General features: G+C 55.6%; 22 protein-coding genes. 9 read left to right on the top strand and 13 right to left on the bottom strand.

The features are described from left to right. Window positions 1-10: 10 nt before the first annotated feature. Complete coding sequence (locus E5C26_RS19010; protein ID WP_135317679.1) at window positions 11-223, top strand: DUF1289 domain-containing protein; 213 nt, start codon at window positions 11-13, stop codon at window positions 221-223. A 77-nt stretch (window positions 224-300) separates the two neighbouring features. Here the strand turns inward: E5C26_RS19010 and nrdF are convergent, their stop codons facing one another. The 5 genes from nrdF to E5C26_RS18985 form a co-directional block, all read right to left on the bottom strand. Beyond that, window positions 301-1,272 carry a class 1b ribonucleoside-diphosphate reductase subunit beta gene (gene nrdF / locus E5C26_RS19005; RefSeq protein ID WP_135317678.1) on the bottom strand — a complete coding sequence of 324 codons (972 nt, stop codon included), beginning with the start codon at window positions 1,270-1,272 and terminating at the stop codon, window positions 301-303. An 8-nt stretch (window positions 1,273-1,280) separates the two neighbouring features. After that, window positions 1,281-3,425: a class 1b ribonucleoside-diphosphate reductase subunit alpha gene (gene nrdE, locus E5C26_RS19000; RefSeq protein ID WP_167796674.1), complete on the bottom strand. Its 2,145-nt coding sequence runs from the start codon at window positions 3,423-3,425 to the stop codon at window positions 1,281-1,283. Further along, the gene (gene nrdI, locus E5C26_RS18995; RefSeq protein WP_135317677.1) at window positions 3,407-3,811 is read right to left on the bottom strand and encodes a class Ib ribonucleoside-diphosphate reductase assembly flavoprotein NrdI; all 405 of its coding nucleotides are present in this window, start codon (window positions 3,809-3,811) and stop codon (window positions 3,407-3,409) included. Before nrdI ends, nrdE begins: the two co-directional genes overlap by 19 nt. A gap of 8 nt (window positions 3,812-3,819) precedes the next feature. Beyond that, window positions 3,820-4,056: a glutaredoxin-like protein NrdH gene (nrdH, locus tag E5C26_RS18990; RefSeq protein ID WP_135317676.1), complete on the bottom strand. Its 237-nt coding sequence runs from the start codon at window positions 4,054-4,056 to the stop codon at window positions 3,820-3,822. A 281-nt stretch (window positions 4,057-4,337) separates the two neighbouring features. Beyond that, complete coding sequence (locus E5C26_RS18985; RefSeq protein WP_135317675.1) at window positions 4,338-4,769, bottom strand: carboxymuconolactone decarboxylase family protein; 432 nt, start codon at window positions 4,767-4,769, stop codon at window positions 4,338-4,340. Window positions 4,770-5,053: 284 nt separating this feature from the next. On the opposite strand from E5C26_RS18985, the gene pdxR reads away from it, so the two are divergent. Then, window positions 5,054-6,487, top strand: coding sequence for a MocR-like pyridoxine biosynthesis transcription factor PdxR (pdxR, locus tag E5C26_RS18980; protein WP_206194289.1), 1,434 nt, complete (start codon window positions 5,054-5,056; stop codon window positions 6,485-6,487). A gap of 63 nt (window positions 6,488-6,550) precedes the next feature. Here pdxR and E5C26_RS18975 read toward each other — a convergent pair whose 3' ends face one another. Together E5C26_RS18975 and E5C26_RS18970 are read right to left on the bottom strand one after the other, a co-directional pair. Continuing rightward, complete coding sequence (locus E5C26_RS18975; RefSeq protein WP_037422211.1) at window positions 6,551-6,859, bottom strand: DUF883 family protein; 309 nt, start codon at window positions 6,857-6,859, stop codon at window positions 6,551-6,553. Between the two features lie 124 nt (window positions 6,860-6,983). Further along, window positions 6,984-7,964 carry a nickel/cobalt transporter gene (locus E5C26_RS18970; protein ID WP_135317673.1) on the bottom strand — a complete coding sequence of 327 codons (981 nt, stop codon included), beginning with the start codon at window positions 7,962-7,964 and terminating at the stop codon, window positions 6,984-6,986. Window positions 7,965-8,151: 187 nt separating this feature from the next. Here E5C26_RS18970 and asr point away from each other — a divergent pair, with 187 nt between their 5' ends. Beyond that, a complete protein-coding gene (gene asr / locus E5C26_RS18965) occupies window positions 8,152-8,619 on the top strand; it encodes an acid resistance repetitive basic protein Asr (protein WP_135317672.1) in 468 nt (155 codons plus the stop codon). A gap of 183 nt (window positions 8,620-8,802) precedes the next feature. Here asr and E5C26_RS18960 read toward each other — a convergent pair whose 3' ends face one another. Next, a complete protein-coding gene (locus tag E5C26_RS18960) occupies window positions 8,803-9,183 on the bottom strand; it encodes a DUF4440 domain-containing protein (RefSeq protein WP_135317671.1) in 381 nt (126 codons plus the stop codon). Further along, window positions 9,183-10,562 (bottom strand): MFS transporter, encoded by a 1,380-nt coding sequence (locus E5C26_RS18955; RefSeq protein ID WP_135317670.1) that lies wholly within the window; start codon window positions 10,560-10,562, stop codon window positions 9,183-9,185. Before E5C26_RS18955 ends, E5C26_RS18960 begins: the two co-directional genes overlap by 1 nt. 106 nt (window positions 10,563-10,668) lie before the next feature. On the opposite strand from E5C26_RS18955, the gene E5C26_RS18950 reads away from it, so the two are divergent. Further along, window positions 10,669-11,565, top strand: coding sequence for a LysR family transcriptional regulator (locus E5C26_RS18950; protein WP_135317669.1), 897 nt, complete (start codon window positions 10,669-10,671; stop codon window positions 11,563-11,565). Window positions 11,566-11,628: 63 nt separating this feature from the next. Here the strand turns inward: E5C26_RS18950 and tnpA are convergent, their stop codons facing one another. Further along, window positions 11,629-12,000 (bottom strand): IS200/IS605 family transposase, encoded by a 372-nt coding sequence (tnpA, locus tag E5C26_RS18945; RefSeq protein WP_409513912.1) that lies wholly within the window; start codon window positions 11,998-12,000, stop codon window positions 11,629-11,631. A 68-nt stretch (window positions 12,001-12,068) separates the two neighbouring features. On the opposite strand from tnpA, the gene E5C26_RS18940 reads away from it, so the two are divergent. The 3 genes from E5C26_RS18940 to E5C26_RS18930 all read left to right on the top strand — a co-directional run bounded on the left by E5C26_RS18940 (window position 12,069) and on the right by E5C26_RS18930 (window position 15,031). After that, window positions 12,069-13,277, top strand: a complete 1,209-nt coding sequence (locus E5C26_RS18940) for an RNA-guided endonuclease InsQ/TnpB family protein (RefSeq protein ID WP_135317667.1) — start codon at window positions 12,069-12,071, stop codon at window positions 13,275-13,277. A 122-nt stretch (window positions 13,278-13,399) separates the two neighbouring features. After that, entirely contained in the window at window positions 13,400-14,590 is a 1,191-nt protein-coding gene (locus tag E5C26_RS18935) for an MFS transporter (RefSeq protein WP_135317666.1), read from the top strand. A 102-nt stretch (window positions 14,591-14,692) separates the two neighbouring features. Beyond that, window positions 14,693-15,031, top strand: coding sequence for a DUF2002 family protein (locus E5C26_RS18930; protein ID WP_012146416.1), 339 nt, complete (start codon window positions 14,693-14,695; stop codon window positions 15,029-15,031). A 29-nt stretch (window positions 15,032-15,060) separates the two neighbouring features. Here E5C26_RS18930 and E5C26_RS18925 read toward each other — a convergent pair whose 3' ends face one another. Next, on the bottom strand, window positions 15,061-15,507 hold the full coding sequence (locus E5C26_RS18925) for a DUF1198 family protein (RefSeq protein ID WP_037422188.1): 447 nt from the start codon (window positions 15,505-15,507) through the stop codon (window positions 15,061-15,063). A 66-nt stretch (window positions 15,508-15,573) separates the two neighbouring features. Next, window positions 15,574-15,912 carry an MbeD/MobD family mobilization/exclusion protein gene (locus E5C26_RS18920; protein WP_012146414.1) on the bottom strand — a complete coding sequence of 113 codons (339 nt, stop codon included), beginning with the start codon at window positions 15,910-15,912 and terminating at the stop codon, window positions 15,574-15,576. Window positions 15,913-16,086: 174 nt separating this feature from the next. Between E5C26_RS18920 and smrA the strand changes: the two genes are divergently transcribed. Further along, a complete protein-coding gene (gene smrA, locus E5C26_RS18915; protein WP_135317665.1) occupies window positions 16,087-16,659 on the top strand; it encodes a DNA endonuclease SmrA in 573 nt (190 codons plus the stop codon). Between the two features lie 39 nt (window positions 16,660-16,698). On the opposite strand, the gene E5C26_RS18910 is transcribed toward smrA, so the two are convergent. Further along, a complete protein-coding gene (locus tag E5C26_RS18910; RefSeq protein ID WP_135317664.1) occupies window positions 16,699-17,112 on the bottom strand; it encodes a DoxX family protein in 414 nt (137 codons plus the stop codon). A 244-nt stretch (window positions 17,113-17,356) separates the two neighbouring features. Between E5C26_RS18910 and E5C26_RS18905 the strand changes: the two genes are divergently transcribed. Continuing rightward, a complete protein-coding gene (locus tag E5C26_RS18905; protein WP_135317663.1) occupies window positions 17,357-17,635 on the top strand; it encodes a GNAT family N-acetyltransferase in 279 nt (92 codons plus the stop codon). Window positions 17,636-17,648: the final 13 nt, after the last annotated feature.

Below are 17,648 nucleotides of genomic sequence, written 5' to 3'. Positions count from 1 at the left end.
GAAGCGTTTAATGGTAGGCCGTAGTAGAAGAAGGAAGGCGGGCAGCCAGATTGACGATGGCGTCCGTTCACCCTGCAATAACGTTTGCCAGATCGACACCGAAAAGGCGTGGTGCCGTGGCTGTCGGCGCACGCTGGATGAAATCGCCACCTGGTCGAGCGCCGATGACGATGAAAAGCGGGCCATCTGGCAACGCATCCGGCAGCGTGCCGGGAATATCTAAACGGTAGGGGCGCTGCATGCTGCGCCCGTTCACCGGTTATCGTTATAGGGCGAAGTTATTCGCCCCTGCTATTAACCTCAGAAATCCCAGTCGTCATCCTCGGTATTGACCGCTTTGCCAATCACGTAAGACGAACCGGAGCCGGAGAAGAAGTCGTGGTTCTCGTCGGCGTTCGGCGACAGCGCCGACAGAATCGCCGGATTGACCTCCGCCATCGACGGCGGGAACAGCGCTTCGTAACCCAGATTCATCAGCGCCTTGTTGGCGTTATAGTGCAGGAAGGTTTTTACGTCCTCGCTCCAGCCCACACCGTCGTACAGCTCTTCGGTGTAACGCACCTCGTTGTCATACAGATCCTGCAGCAGATCGAAGGCGAAGTTTTTCACCTGTTGCCGGCGGGCGGCATCGACCTTCTCCAGTCCTTTCTGGAATTTATAGCCAATGTAATAGCCGTGTACTGCCTCGTCGCGGATGATCAGACGGATCAGATCGGCGGTGTTGGTCAGTTTGGCGCGGCTCGACCAGTACATCGGCAGGTAAAAGCCCGAATAAAACAGGAAGGACTCGAGGAACACGCTGGCGACCTTTTTCATCAGCGGATCGTCACTGCGATAGTGGGCCAAAATGATGCTGGCCTTTTTCTGCAGCGCACGGTTTTCCTCGCTCCAGCGGTAGGCGTCGTCGACGTCCGGCGTTTGGCACAGCGTGGAGAAAATCGAGCTGTAGGAGCGGGCGTGTACCGCCTCCATAAAGCCTATGTTGGAGTACACCGCCTCTTCGTGCGGCGTAATGGCATCGGCGATCAACGCGGGTGCCCCGACGGTATTCTGAATGGTATCGAGCAGCGTCAGGCCGGTGAACACCCGGATGGTCAGTTGCTGTTCCTTCGGCGTCAGCGTGGCCCACGACGGAATATCGTTCGACAGCGGCACCTTCTCCGGCAGCCAGAAGTTGGAGGTCAGACGGTTCCACACCTCCAGATCCTTATCGTCTTCGATGATGTTCCAGTTGACTGCGCGCACCAGCGGCGCCGGTTTAATGCTATTCATAATTTGCCTCACAGCGCGCAGGACACGCAGCCCTGCACCTCGGTGCCTTCCAGCGCCATCTGGCGCAGGCGGATGTAATAAATGGTTTTGATGCCTTTACGCCAGGCGTAAATCTGCGCGCGGTTGATATCGCGCGTACTGGCGGTATCGCGAAAGAACAGCGTCAGCGACAATCCCTGATCGACGTGCTGGCTGGCGGCGGCATAGGTATCAATGATCTTTTCCGGTCCGATGTCATAGGCATCCTGGTAATACTCCAGGTTGTCGTTGGTCATATAGGGCGCCGGATAATACACGCGGCCAATCTTGCCCTCTTTGCGGATCTCGATACGCGACACGATCGGATGGATGCTGGAGGTCGAATTATTGATGTAGGAAATGGAGCCGGTCGGCGGCACCGCCTGCAGGTTCTGGTTGTACAATCCGTGCATCATTACCGACTGGCGCAGTGCCAGCCACTCTTCACGGCCTGGGATGGCAATATTGGCGTCGGCGAACAGGGCCCGAACCCGTTCGGTCTGCGGCAGCCAATCCCGTTCGGTGTATTTGCTGAAATACTCACCTGAGGCGTAGGTGGAATCCTCAAAGCCGCCGAAGGCGCTGCCGCGCTCGATAGCCAACTGGTTAGAGGTGCGAATGGCGTGGTAAGCGACGGTATAGAAATAGATATTGGTGAAGTCGATGCCTTCATCAGAGCCATAGAAAATGCGTTCGCGTGCCAGATAGCCATGCAGGTTCATCTGGCCCAGCCCGATGGCGTGCGAGCTGCGATTGCCTTCGGCGATCGACGGCACCGAACGAATGTCGCTCATGTCTGCCACCGCAGTCAGCGCGCGGATTGCGGTGTCGACGGCTTTGCCGAAGTCCGGTGCATCCATGGTTTTGGCGATGTTCAGCGAGCCGAGGTTGCAGGAGATATCCTTGCCCACCTGGTCATAGCTCAGGTCATCGTGGTAAGTGCTGGCGCGGTTAACCTGCAAAATCTCCGAGCACAGGTTACTCATATTGATGCGTCCGGCGATCGGATTCTCACGATTGACGGTATCTTCAAACATCATGTACGGGTAACCGGACTCAAACTGGATCTCCGCCAGCACCTGGAAGAACTCGCGCGTATTGATGCGTGATTTGCGGATACGCTTGTCATCCACCATTTCGCGGTATTTCTCGCTGACGCTGATTTCCGAGAAGGGCACGCCATACACTTGCTCGACGTCATACGGCGAGAACAGGTACATCTCTTCATTATTTTTCGCCAGTTCGAAGGTGATATCCGGGATCACCACGCCGAGCGACAGCGTTTTAATGCGGATCTTTTCGTCGGCGTTTTCGCGCTTGGTGTCGAGGAAACGCAGGATATCCGGGTGGTGAGCATTGAGATAGACCGCTCCGGCCCCCTGGCGTGCGCCCAGCTGGTTGGCGTAAGAGAAGGCATCTTCCAGCATTTTCATGATTGGAATCACACCGGAGGATTGGTTCTCAATGCGTTTGATTGGCGCACCGACCTCACGGATGTTGGTCAGCAAAAATGCTACGCCGCCGCCACGTTTCGACAGTTGCAGCGCAGAATTCACCGCCCGGCCAATCGACTCCATGTTGTCTTCAATGCGTAGCAGGAAGCAGGAAACCAGTTCGCCGCGCTGTTGTTTGCCGCAGTTGAGGAAGGTCGGCGTCGCCGGCTGGAAGCGACCGGAGATCATTTCTTCTACCAAATCCTGCGCCAGCGCGGTATCGCCTGTGGCCAGCGTCATGGCAACCATGCACACCCGGTCCTCGTAGCGTTCCAGGTAGCGTTTGCCGTCAAAGGTTTTCAGCGTGTAGCTGGTGTAATACTTGAAGGCACCGAGAAAGGTCTCGAAGCGGAATTTTTTCGCGTAGGCCTGCTGGAACAGCTGCTTGATAAAGGCGAAGTCGTATTGCGCCAGCACGCTTTGCTCGTAATAGCCTTCTTCCACCAGATAACGCAGTTTTTCTTCCAGGTTGTGGAAGAACACGGTGTTCTGATTGACGTGCTGCAGGAAGTAGTGCCGCGCCGCCAGCCGATCCTTGTCAAACTGGATGCGACCTTCGGCATCATAAAGATTGAGCATCGCGTTGAGCGAATGGTAATCCAGCGCGCTGGTGGCGGGCCTGGTCAGTTCTGTCGTTGCCAAAATGCGGTTACTCCCTGTCGAACGTTTGCAGCGTCTTGTGTGGTGCCGAGCAGTTCAAAGCGGTAAAGAAAAGGCACCTGACATTTTTTGGCGATGATGTCGCCGGCAATGCCGTACGCTGCACCAAAATTGGTATTCCCAGCGGCGATGACGCCGCGCAGGAAGGCGCGATTCTGCGGATCGTTGAGAAAGCGGATCACCTGGATCGGCACGGCTCCCACGGCGCTGCCGCCGCCATAGCTGGGTACGATCAAAATATAAGGTGTTTCCATCAGCAGTTTGCTGCGGGCGCCGGCGATCGGGATGCGCATCGCCGGCAAGCCCAGCTTTTCAACGAACCTGTGGGTGTTCTCCGAGCTGCTGGAGAAATAGACCAGCGGGTTCATGGTCGGCCTCAAGGCACCAGGGCGTGAGCCAGTGCGCCAATTTTGTCCGGGCGGAAACCGGACCAGTGATCTTTACCGGCGATAATTACCGGAACCTGCTGATAGCCAAGGGATTTAACATGGCTCAGCGCCTGCTGATCCTGGGTGAGGTCGATCACCTGATAGCCAATCCCTTGTTTATCGAATGCGCGATAGGTGGCATTGCACTGGACACAGTCCGGTTTACTGTAAATAATAATGCTCATGATTCGCATTTACCTTTTAAGTTGAAGGAAAGGCGGAAAAGTCAGATAACGGAGCATTGAACGGCGTTTCTGACGGCGTTATCGACCGCGGCATCTTCCCTGCGGTTGATGGGATAAATACTATATGTGGATATTTAATTTATCAACCACGCTATATATGGTGTTTTGGTGTGATTTTCTCGCAGGGTGCAGCGGGGCTGGAAAGGCAGGGGATAAATATTTTTTTGCAGGGAGTTATCGACGAAAACCCCACTCGCCGCGAGAGGGGTTGTGCGGTCTTATCACTGACGCATGCTGACGGCCAGGCGGTTAAAGGCATTCATGATGCTGATGGCGAAGGTCAAATCGGCAATTTCCACGTCGCTGAAGTGCGCCTGCAATGCTTCAAACGCGCTGTCCGGTGCGCCGGTCGTGGCGATCAGGGTGACGGACTCTGCCCATTCCAGTGCTGCACGCTCGCGCTCACTGAACTCGTGGCTGACGCGCCAGCCGGCCAGCTGGTCCAGTTTGGCGTTATTGACGCCGCTTTCGCGTAGCGTTTTGCCGTGCATATCCAGGCAGAAGGCACAGCCGTTGATCTGCGAAACACGCATGAACATCAGTTCAATCGTCGCTTTGTCCAGCGCACCTTTTTCCAGCGCCATCAGGGCGCTCACCATGCTTTTGTACGGCGCGGGTGAGAGTGCGGAATAGTTCAAACGTTGCTTAATCATGGTCAACCTCGGTGAGCGAATAACAGGAACATGACGCTACTTTAGCGGTGATATGGACTATGCTATAGGGCCATAAAATGATTATTTAACCAGGCCATGATGCACTGTATCCACCAGACCAACAGTATTGGGCATAAGTATGTGCGACGTTGCTCGAGTGAGCATCTCCCTCTCCTTTGGGAGAGGGCCGGGGTGAGGGGCTTTTACATCCGCGTGCTTCCCCTCACCCTAGCCCTCTCCCATGGGAGAGGGGACTATTGCGTCTTAATTTGTAGCATTAAACTTTGATGCGTCAGTTTCTTTCCTCCCTACCGCTGGACAGTCGGCTTGCCGACCCGCTGTACCGGCAGATTTATCTGCGGATTAAAGACGCCATTGCGCAGGGAACGCTGCAGGCGGGCAGTCGGCTGCCTTCGGTCCGTGGGCTGGCGAGCGATCTGGGCGTGGCACGCGCCACGGTAGAAAGTGCTTATGCCCAGCTGATTGCCGAAGGTTTTCTGCAAAGCCGGGGGCAGGCGGGGACCTATGTTTCGCCGCAGTTGCAGAACCTGCCGGTGCGTGCGGCGCTGGCGGTGGAGCCTTTGCCAGCGGTGACGGCAAATCCGCTGCACCCGAACGGCGCTACGCCGCCGTTTCAGCTGGGATTACCGGCGTTGGATGCCTTTCCTCGCGCATTGTGGCAGCGGATTGTCGGTCGTCAGTTACGCACCAGCCCACTGGCTGCTCTGGCACACCCATCGAGCCAGGGTTTACCCGAACTGCGTGCGGCGATCGTCAATTATTTACAGCTTTCGCGCGGCATCAGTTGCCGGCCGGAACAGGTGTTTATCTGCGCCGGCTATCAGGCGCTGCTGGACCTGGTGATCGCGACCCTGCTCAAACCGGACGATCAGGTATGGCTGGAGGATCCGGGCTATCCGGTGACGCTGCCGCTGTTTCAAGCCGCCGGCATGCGGCCGGTGGCGGTGCCGGTCGATGAGCAGGGCATGAATATTGCCGCCGGTATTGCCGCCGCGCCCCAGGCGCGGATGGCGGTGCTGACGCCGACCCATCAAAGTCCGTTGGGGGTCTCGCTTAGCCTGGCGCGGCGCATGGCATTGCTGGAATGGGCGCAGCAGCAGAAGGCATGGGTGGTTGAAGATGACTACGACAGTGAGGTTCGCTACCACGGCCGGCCGTTGCCGCCGCTAAAAAGCCTCGACCGTCAGGGACGGGTATTGTATGCCGGTACCTTCAGCAAAACCTTGTTCCCGGCATTGCGCATGGCGTATTTAGTGGTACCGGCAGGGCAGGTGGAAGCCTTTGGTCACAGCAGTCGGCTGCGCGGCTGCGGCTGCCCGCCGCTGTTACAGGCCAGCGTGGCGGACTTTATTGAACAGGGGCATTTCTACCGTCATTTGAAGCGCATGCGGCCAATCTACCGCCAGCGCAGGGCATGGCTGGCGCAAGCGCTGGAACAACAGTTGAGCGAGTATTTGACGGTGGCGTCGCAGGACGGCGGCATTCAGTTATTGGCTCGTTTTAAACAGGATGGACAGGATCGGCGTTTGGCTCAGGACGCCTGGCGGTGCGGTCTGTCGGTGCAGGCGCTATCGGACTGGCGAATCACAGAACCTGCAGGCAGTGGCTTGCTGATGGGGTTTGCCAACTTTACTCAGCAGGCCGAGACGGAACGTGCGGTGGCCAGATTGGCTGAGTTGTTCAACGGCAGAAATTAAACGGCCCACGGTTTCCCGTGGGCCAGACGCACATCTGTTTTATCTTTATGACTGCAAGGGGTGTTAACGCCGGGCCAGCAGTACGCCAAGGACGATGCCGACAGCGGCTCCAATCCCCACGCCCTGCCAAGGTTTATCGCGCACGTAGCTGTCGGCTTGTTCGACGGCATCGCGGGCGTGCTGTGTCAAATTGCTGGAGCCATTGAAGCGCGCACGGGCATCGCGTAAAACACCTTTTGCCTTGCTGTGCAGCTCTTTCAGTTCCTCCTTGGTCTTGTCACCGGATTCGCGTAGCACCTCATCCAGCGTATCCGCCAGCAGGGTGACGTCCTGATCGATGTCGCGTTCTACTTTTTCCGATCTCTTAAACATTCGATTCTCCGTTTCGACACATGTCTTTTAAGTGTAGACCATTATTTAAAATGTGTTGGCGATCACGGAAAAAAACGGCCATTAGATTCTGTTTTCGCGGCAGATAGCGACGTAATGGATGCCATCAGCAGCCGGCGGCAATAAAGTCGCCGTTGGCGCTAACCGGGATGACCGAACTGAACAGCACCAACGCGAATAACACCAGCAGCACGCCGCCTAAAATAACCGCCAGCCGTGACGCTTGTGCCAGGCGCTTGCCCGTCAGTTGACCATTGGCGGCGATAAACTTTTCACGCGCATGGTGTACCAAAGTCGCGAGGATCATGATCGATAGCGCAGTTCCCAGCGCCATACTCATGGCAGAGATCACGCCCCAGGTGAACATGCCGACGGCGTTGGCGAACACCAGGATCAGGATCGCACCGCTGCAAGGGCGGATACCAATGGAAACGATCAGCCACAGGGCATTGCGCCAGCCGCCGGTCAGGTCTGCAGCCTCGGGTAAATGCCGGTGGCCGCAGTCACAATCGTCTCCATGGCTGTGTTGAGTGGTTGCTGTTAACGGTCTTAGTGCTTTGAATGTCGGTGACTTGCGCCAGCGCCACCCGGTGGCGCGCAGGATCATGACCAGGCCGAAGGCGGCGATAAACAGCGCACTGCCTTTTTCCAGCCAATAACGACTCAGGCTAAGATCGCCCATCGACAGGTTCAACGACACCGCCAGCACCAATACAAACAGGATCGCCACCACGCCCTGCATCAGGCTACCGAGCAGCGTGATAAGACGGCTGGCGTTTAACTGCCTGCGGTGAGTCGCCAGATAGGTGGTGATCACAAACTTGCCGTGGCCGGGGCCGACAGAATGCAGGAAACCGTAGATAAAGCTGCACAGCGCCAGCATCATGCCGCCGCTGTACTGGTGGTTACGCTGTTGCAGCAGGTACAGCACCAGATAGCGGTGCATATAGATTTGGGCGTTGATGCAATATTGCACGAATTCCGCCCAGTGGCGGATAAACAGATAGAGCAAAGCCAGCAGCAGCAGGGCACCGGCCCCCAGACCGGCAAAATTCGCCGGGGTCACTTTCATTGATGAAGTTTTCATGGCGCTGTCAGCCTGGAGTAAAGGGGGCATCAGCTTCCAGCATAGACTTGTGTACGCAGTTCACAAGCACTGTACATTTGGTTACTCGGCGAAACCAATCACTCACGGAAGCGGCTCATCGATTCCTCTAGTATCTGCTTCAACGGCCCAACGGGGCTTACTGAAAAAACACTCTGAGGAATTAAAGATGAAAAAAGTATTAGCCCTGATCGTTGCTGCTACCATGGGTCTGTCTTCTGTTGCTTTCGCTGCTGATGCAGTAGCGCCAGCAGCTGCAGCTCCAGCGGCAACCATGACTAAAGCTGCACCAGCAGCCGCTGCTGAGAAGGCTCCAGCAAAAGCCACTCATCATAAGAAAACGCATCACAAAGCAACCAAAAAAGCCCCAGCACAGAAAGCTCAGGCTGCTAAAAAACACCACAAAAAAGCCGCCGTGCAGAAAGCTCAGGCCGCTAAAAAGCACCACAAAGCGGCCACTAAAGCCCCAGCCCAGAAAGCCCAGGCTGCTAAAACTCACCACAAAGTAAGCAAAAAAGCGCCAGTTCAGAAAGCTCAGGCTGCTAAAAAACACCACAAAAAAGCGCCAGTGCAGAAAGCTCAGGCCGCTAAAAAGCACCACAAAGCCACCAAAAAAGCAGCTCCAGCCGCTAAATAAGTGAAGTCTGCGGATACCGCAGCCTCCAGACGCTATGTAAACACCCGGTTTTTCCGGGTGTTTTCTTTTGAGGGCTAGCTCATGATGATCAATCGTTATTTATTCGAAGTGATTTTCAGCGCCGTTACCCTGTGTGGGCTGATTGTTGCCTGGGAGCTGTTCCTGGCCGACGGTTTTCTCTGATTATTGTGCCAGCGTAGTTTCATGCAGGTGCCGCCAACCCAGCCCGGTTTGGGTCTGCTCGAACACCACGGTGGAGTTGCGTAGCGTTGCCGTCTGCCCAGGCAACATTTGCTTTTCACGGTAGCTGACCACCGCGCCCGTTGGCCATTCGGCCACCAACGTCATCTCTTCTATAGTGATTTCCAGCCCCGGTTTAGCGGCACGATGTGCGTGGAAAAAAGCGCTCAGTGCGGCGAAATCCAGCCGATGGCCGTTTAGCGCGATCATACTGAATGCCGGGTCAAAACGAGCCAGCAAGGCCTGTTCTTCCCCCGCACCTTTCTCCAGCCAGTTTTCAATGGCGACATGAGCGTCGATCACTTCGGTAAAATAGCGGTTCATCAGTTTTCCTGTTGTGTATTGAGATGGCGCACGATGGCGCGGTTAGCGATGCGCAGACACAGCAGCAGTGGGATCAGCGTGCTGGCGGCGGCCAGGTAAAAACAGCTTTGGTAAGCGACGGCGGGTGAAAAATGTTCAAGCAGCAGATTTAACAGCAGGCTGAGCAGGGCGACCCCCAGGCAAAAGCTGAGCTGTCGATTGATATTCCACAGTGCGCTGGCATCCGCCAGTTGCTCATCGGCAATCTGCAGGAAAGCGCTGCTTTGCGCGGTGCTGCTGCACAGGCTGCCACCAAAGCCCATCAGGGCGAAGGCTGCCAACTGCAATCCAAAATCCCCGGCATGGGTAATTTGTGACAGCGCCAGAATGCCCAGCCCCTGCAGTAGACAACCGACGATAAACAGCGGTCGTGGGCCAAAGCGGTTAAATTTCTTGCCGGTCAGCGTAATGGCCAGGAACGAGGCCAGCGACCAGGGCAGCATCAGGCTGCCGACCTGTGCGGCGTGCATGCCCAATTGATTTTGCAGATACAGCATGGCGACCAGGCTGACGCCGATAAACAGGCCGGGGATGCATTGATAAATCATCATCGAAGTGCGCAGTAACGGATCCTGCATCAGCCGCAAATTCAGCAGCGGTTGGGCAATGCGCAGGCTGCGTCGCAGGTAATAGGCCAGCATCAGTGCTCCGGCAGCCAACAACACCATGCCCTGCGCCAGGCCATCGGCTTCACCCAGCCGGGTCAGCCCCAGCAGGATTAGCGTCAGTGCGGCGCAGGCGCTGAGCAGCCCATTGAGGTCGAGCGGTCTGCGCTGCGGATCTGGGGCCTGCGGGCGTAACCACAGGGCGGTCAGCAGCAGCGCCAGCGCTGCCAGCGGCAGGTTGGCGAAGAACACCCAGCGCCAGTCAAGGCTGTCGACAATCAATCCGCCCAGCGCCGGTGACAGCGCTGGGGCCAGCAGACCGACCAGCATAATGGCGGCGGAAAGCCCGGCACGTTCGTGGCTGCGATACAGCTGATAGGTCAGTGTTTGGCCTATCGGGATTAACAAGCCACCGCCCATGCCCTGCAACACCCGCCAACCAATCAACTCGCCAATGGAGCTGGCGTAGCCCGCCGCGGTCGTCGCCAGCATAAACAGCGTCAGTGACAACAGGAATACCCGCCGTCCGCCGATGCGCTGTGCCAGCCAGGCGCTGAGCGGGATCACCAGCGTCAGGCCGAGAATGTAACCGTTACTGACCCAGGCCAGTTCACCGACCGAAGCCTGCAGCGCATGGCCGATCGACGGGTAAGCGACATTGGCGATAAACATGTTGATCAGATCGACAAAGAATCCGAGCAGATAGACGATTGCGACTTTGATGCGATAGGGCATGGGGCCTCCGGTTGAAGGCCCGCAGTGTAGCGGGTGGGAAACCGCGGATAAATCGGCTGCTAACGATTACACTGTCAAAATAATTTTGACAATAACGGGCAGCACTATGCTTAACCTGCAGCGTTTGGCGATCTTTGTGGCGGTGGTGGATGCGGGCAGCTTCACTGCCGCAGCGGTGGCATTGGGACAAACCAAGGCGGTGGTCAGTTTCAATGTCAAACAGTTGGAAAGCGAGTTGGGTGTCTCGTTGCTGGTGCGCAGTACCCGGCGGCTGGCGTTGACCGATGCCGGTGAACGCTTTTATCAACGCTGCCTGCGGCTGCTGCAAGACGCGGAGAATGTGCTGGATGACGTGCGCCGCGATCACCACGGCCTGAGCGGGGTATTGCGTATCACCACCACGCCGGAATACGGCGCGCAGGTGGTGGTACCGGCGCTGGCGGCATTTTCCCAGTTGCATCCGCGCTTGCGCATTCAGCACGTTTCTTCTTCATATCATGCCGATTTGATTTCGGAGCGCTTCGACGTGGCGATCCGACTGGGGCAACTGGCGGATTCCAGTCATCACGCCGCGCGGCTCGACAGCTTTGCCATTTTGCCGGTCGCCTCACCGGCGTATCTGTCCCGTCATCCCGTTGACTCGCTGGCGCAACTGGCGCAGGCGCAGTGGATTGCCCACAGTCGCCTCAGTTCACCGCTGAACTGGCAGGTGATCACCCCAGAGCGGCAGGCGGTGCTGTTCAAGGTTGAAGACGCCGCCACACTGATGGGGGACAGCGCCGCCGCACTGCTGGCTTTTGCCCTGCACGGTGCCGGGGTGGCATTACTGCCCGAATGGCTGGTGCGGCCTGCCATTGCCGAAGGCAAGTTGTGCCCACTGCTGGCAGACCATCAATTTCCGACGCAAAGCATTTATGCGCTTTACCCAAACACGCGTCATGTGCCGGAAAAGGTGCGGGCGTTTATTGATTTCCTGCGGGCGCGGGTAGCCACGGGCGAATAAACGTCATTATGGCTGCCAGGGTCTTCTGGTGTACCCATTCACGCTGCGTGCGCGGTTTTCCAACTAACCGGGTGTTTGCTGCTGCTCAATGTATTGCCTGATGAGCGATATCGGCGTACCACTGCAACGACTTGCAAAATAACTCGGTGTCCACAGAACACCTTTGTAGTAATAGCGTTGGGCTATCTCTGGCCGGTTACGGCGAAGCAACCTGCTGGATACGCCTTTAAGACTGTTGACCAGATTCGATACTGCGATCTTTGGAGGGTAGTTGATCAGTAAATGCACGTGGTCGCATTCGCCGTCCATTTCAACCCGTTCAACATTGAAATCAGCGCATACGCTGGCAAAATCGCTGCGTAACTTCTCGATAGCATCCTGATCAAATACTCTGCGTCGATACCTGGTAACAGAGACCAAATGGGCATGCATCAGGAAAGTGCAATGTCAGCTTCAACGAGTATTAATTTCTTTTGTCATAGGCCAAGAGTAAAATCGGGTGAATGAAAAGACGACAAGCCTTCAAATTCCAGTTAAGACCCAATGGTCAGCAGGCGCGCGATATGCAGCGCTTCGCAGGGGCTTGTCGCTTTGTTTTTAACCGTGCACTGGCACTTCAGAATGAGAACCATGACGCGGGAAATAAATATATCTCCTACACCAAAATGGCTTCATGGCTCATTGTGTGGAAATCCGTGCCTGAAACACAATGGCTGAAAGGATCCCCCTCGCAGCCGTTGCAACAGTCACTGAAAGATCTGGAGCGCGGCTACAAGAATTTCTTCCAGAAACGCGCTGCATTCCCGCGCTTCAAAAAACGGGATCAAAACGATGCATTCCGCTACCCACAAGGCGTGAAGCTCGATCAAGTAAACAGTCGGATATCGCTTCCGAAGCTGGGGTGGATACGCTATCGCAACAGCCGAGAAATCGTTGGCGAAGTGAAAAACGTCACGGTCAGTCAGTCGCGTGGTAAATGGTACGTCAGTATCCAGACTGAATACGAAGTGGCTGACCCCGTTCACAACGCAAAGTCGATGGTCGGACTGGATGCCGGAGTCACGAAACTGGCCACGCTTTCAGATGGCACGATATACCCGCCCGTCAACAGCTTCAAAGCAAGCCAGCGCAAGCTGGCAATGCTACAGCGGCAGTTAAGCCGCAAAGTTAACTTCAGCGCTAACTGGCAGAAACAGAAAAGAAAAATCCAGCGTCTTCACTCGCACATAGGCAATATCCGGCGCGACTACCTTCACAAAATCACCAGTGAGATTAGCAAAAACCACGCGATGATCGTCATTGAGGACCTGAAGGTCAGCAACATGTCGAAGTCGGCGAAAGGTGCGACAGAGCAGCACGGACGAAACGTCAAAGCCAAATCAGGCTTGAACCGCTCGATACTGGATCAGGGCTGGTATGAAATGCGTCGCCAGCTTGAGTACAAGCAGCTCTGGCGCGGTGGTCAGGTTCTGGCGATACCTGCGGCATATACCAGCCAGCGTTGCGCCTGCTGTGGTCATACAGCGAAAGAGAACCGCTTGTCACAAAGTAGATTCGAGTGCCTTGAGTGCGGATATACCGAGAACGCCGATATCAACGGTGCTCGTAACATCTTGGCGGCAGGACATGCCGTGCTTGCCTGTGGAGGGAGGGTGCAGTCAGGCCGCCCGTTGAAGCAGGAACCCACCGAGGCGAGTCAGGCTCCGGTCTGAACGCGATAGGAGTCCCCGTCCTTTGGGGCGGGGAGGATGTCAAAACTCTCACATTTATCATCGGATCCCATCGGGGTATGCTGAGCACTGTTGCTTACCCCGTTCGATGCGAGCCACCTTCGATGACCGCAATCAGTTCCAAAGAAAACCATCTCCAACTGAATAAACGTATTTTATCGGTCGTGATGTTCACCTTCGTCTGTTACCTGACCATCGGCTTGCCGTTGGCGGTGCTGCCTGGGTTTGTGCATAACGACCTGGGCTATAACTCGGTACTGGCCGGTTTGATCATCAGCGCCCAGTATTTCGCTACCTTGTTTAGCCGCCCGCATGCCGGGCGCTATGCCGATCAACTCGGGCCGAAAAAGGTGGTGCTGTTCGGCCTGGCCTGCTGCGGTGCAAGCGGCCTGTTTTACGCCGCGGCCTTTTGGTTCAGCGGCCTGCCGTTGCTGAGTTTGATCCTGCTATGTGTCGGCCGGGTATTTCTCGGCGTCGGCGAAAGCTTTGCCAGCACCGGCTCCACGCTGTGGGGCATTGGTCTGGTAGGGCCACTGCATACCGCCCGGGTGATCTCGTGGAATGGGGTGGCGACTTACGGTGCGATGGCGGCCGGTGCGCCACTCGGCGTTTATCTCAACCAGCATTGGGGATTGGCTGGGGTGGCAGCGCTGATTGTGCTGGCGGTCGTGGTTTCGCTGTGGCTGGCAAGTGCCAAGCCCAACGTGACGATCGCCGCCGGTAATCGCATTGCCTTTAGCGCGGTGTTCGGCCGCATCTGGGCTTACGGTCTTGGGTTGGCGATGGGCACCGTGGGCTTTGGCGTGATCGCCACTTTTATCACCCTCTACTACGCTGATAAGGGCTGGAGTGGGGCCGCGCTCTCACTGACCTTGTTCAGCGTTGCCTTCGTCGGTATCCGCCTGATATTTAGCCAAACCATTAATCGCCACGGCGGCTTGAAGGTCACGCTGGTGTCGTTCCTGATCGAGATTATTGGCTTGTTGATGATTTGGCAGGCCGGCGATCCGCTGATGGTGCAGGCCGGGGCTTTGTTGGCCGGGGCCGGTTTCTCGCTGGTGTTCCCGGCACTGGGTGTGGAGGCGGTGAAACAGGTGCCGCAACAGAATCAGGGCACCGCGCTGGGGACTTATTCAGCGTTTCTCGATCTGGCGCTGGGGATCACCGGGCCGTTGGCCGGTCTGCTGATGAGCCGCATGGGCGTGCCATCAATCTATCTGGCGGCGGCGCTGATAGTGTTTCTGGGCGTGCTGTTGACGTTGCGCTTGTTGCTGCAAAACCGCCAAAATCCATAGTTAAGGATTATTCCTAAACCCACATCCATACCGAAAAATTTATTGTTTCATCTCATGATTACGGTAAGGTCGCTCAGCGGTCCAGAACGAGAGGAGAAATCGATGTATTTACGGCCGGATGAAGTGGCTAGGGTGTTGGAGAATACTGGCTTTGAGCGTGATTATGTCACCGACCAGTCTTATGGTTACCGCAAGGGTGAGCACTACGTATATGTGAATCGTGAAGCGCGGATGGGCAGAACCGCGTTGGTGATCCACCCGGCGCTGAAAGAGAAAAGCGTGCATTTTGCCACGCCGACCTCGCCGGTGCGCATCAGCAATCAGTACCTTGAATTTCCCCTGGATTTAAGCAGCGATGCCCCGAGTGCGCGTTATGGCATTCCACACGGCTTCAGCTCGCGTGATGCGCTTTCGCGCTATATCTACAGCATGTTCCAGTAATGCATCCCCCGCCAGCGGGGGACACACTCTTACCAATTGGCAATTGCTTCCTGATTAAAACGCTCATTGTAAGCGCGGCGAAACTGCGCCAGTTCGAAAGCGTCGATATCCAGATCGGCAAAGTAAAACAGCGCGGCCTCGGTGTGTTCGGCATGTAGCTCCGGCGATAGCCCGGCGCGCACCAGCGTTTCCCGCCACAGAGCTATCTGGTGGTCATCCGCCTGTTTGATAAAGGTCAGGTAGATAAACAGCAAATAGGCCGCCTGGTGCATCTCTTCGGTGTAACCGTTGTTCAGCACGCGGATAAAAGTCTGGCTATTGCGGCTGCCCATCTCCTGAATCATCGATTCAATCAGCATCGGTTTTACTTTCAGCAGGTGGGCCAGAGAGTCGATGGCTTTGCGAGTATCGGAAGTCAGAATGCGGTAACCAATAATAAATACAACGATCAGGGCAGCGATGATGATCCAGGTCATTTATGATTTATTAAACTCTCAGAACGCCAGTATTTGGCAGGAGGCGCTGCGTGACAGCGCCCGGTGTCAACGCTGTTCGCCGCTGAAATTGTCGGCTGCCCGCTGTTGATGACGCAGGTGGTGGTTAAAGGTGGCTGCATCCTTGGCCAGCGCATCCAGATGGGCGCCCAGCATTTTGATTTGCTTCACTAACGCGTGCTGTTCCGGTACTGAACTGGCGGTGCTCAGCTTGCGCACCAGCTGCTCATTTTGCATACGCAATGCGACTTCGCGCTGTTTAGCCTCTTCCAGCAACTGCTGCAGTGCCTGATAGCTGTGCTGCCATTCACGGTGCTGCTTTTCGAAGCTGGCCTGCAACTCGCTCATGGCATTTTGAAACTGGGTTTCCAGCTCGCGCATTTTCATGGGATCGATCCTTTGCGGCACTCAATAATGGTTTAGCAGTATAACGAAAACTGCACAGAACCTCACCCGTTGACGACAATTGCGGAAAATTCCCGGCTTGCAACCGGGGCAAGGCGTCTTACAATCAGGAGCATCCCCCGGCATGAAAGGCTCCGGTCTAAGAGTGGCAGAAAGATGAGCAACCAGGACAAAGACTTTTTTGAACAGGCGATGGCGGATGTCACCCCGTTATCCAACGGCCCTGCGACCTTGTACCTTAAACCGCAGGAGACGATGGATAAAAGTGCGCGACGTGAAGCACAGACGCTGCGGCAGGAAAACTTTCTCAGCACCGGCTTTCTCGAACTGATCCCTTGCGAAGTCCCGCTGGAATACAAAGGCGAGGGCATTCAGCAGGGCGTGCTGGACAAGCTGAGCCATGGCCGTTATCCGTCGCAGGCCAGTTTGAACCTGCTTAAACAACCGGTCGAGAGCTGCCGGCAAGCGCTGTTCCGTTTTATTTTGCAGGCGGAAAAGCAAAACCTGCGTTCGTTGCTGATTGTCCACGGCCGTGGCCGGGAAGAGGAGAGCCACGCCAACATCATTCGCAGCTATCTCGCCAAATGGTTGGCACAGTTTGAACAGGTGCAGGCTTTTTGCCGGGCGTTGCCACGTGATGGCGGCGACGGAGCTTGTTACGTCACGCTGCGTAAATCGGCACAGGCCAAAGTCGACAATTTTGAGCGCCACGCCAAGCGCAGCCGTTAGGAAATGGCAGCCGGCAGCATTGCCGCCGGCTGGAAGAGATTATTTATTGAAGAATTTGTAGTCCAGTGAATAACGCCCGGCCCCGGTGACTGCCAGCAGCAGCAGCCCGCCGATAATGCTGATATTTTTAAAGAAGTTTATTTCGTTGCCCATCATTTCCATGCCGGTCATTTTCCAGAACGGGTGACCGATAAAAGCGGTGCCGAGGACATAGACGGCAAAAATAACCGCAATAGGCCGGGTAAATAACCCGAGAATAAGTGCAATACCAAAAAAGAATTCAACCACCACGGCGATAATTGCCGCCAAATACGGCATTGGCGTGCCATAACCTTCCATCGCCGTGACGGTTGTGCCAAAGTTGGTCAGCTTCATCCAGCCAAAAATGATAAACAGGATCATCAACAAGATTCGAGATAGGAGAATTACGCCGTCTTTTGAGCTTTCACCCATTTTGAACTCCTTAGCCACTGTCATAATTATGTTGTGTTACTGATTAAATAATAGACTAATATCAGCTTTGTTACCTGCACTAGCTCACTCCAGTGACTGTAGGGGGCGAATAAATTCGCCCCGATTAATGTGGGCGCAGCATGCAGCGCCCCTACAATACCTGGGGATGAGCGAGCTGGGCGCCTAGCTGCAACTTGAAAGCTATAGGGTATAAATTTAAGTATTTTTAAAATGGGATAAATTTATGGATCTTGAAATTCTGTCAGACGAGAAACGTTTTTATATAAACGATCGGCAGGGAAAAATGATCGCCGAGATTTCCTTTGTGCCGAGCGGAGACAAATTAACCATTATCGATCACACTTGGGTGGATGAGGTGCTGAAAGGTCAGGGCGTCGGTAAAAAGCTGGTGGCGCTGGTGGTAGCGAAAATGCGGGCGGAAAACCGTAAAATTATTCCGCTGTGCCCGTTCGCCAAACATGAGTTTGACACTACGCCGGAATATCAGGATATCCGTGCCTGAAGGCTGTGCCATT

Source organism: Serratia proteamaculans (assembly GCF_004684015.1).
In the GTDB taxonomy this organism is placed as follows: domain Bacteria; phylum Pseudomonadota; class Gammaproteobacteria; order Enterobacterales; family Enterobacteriaceae; genus Serratia; species Serratia proteamaculans_F.
Note: the sequence above shows the minus strand (reverse complement) of the source record. Positions and strands in the feature narration are given on the sequence as shown.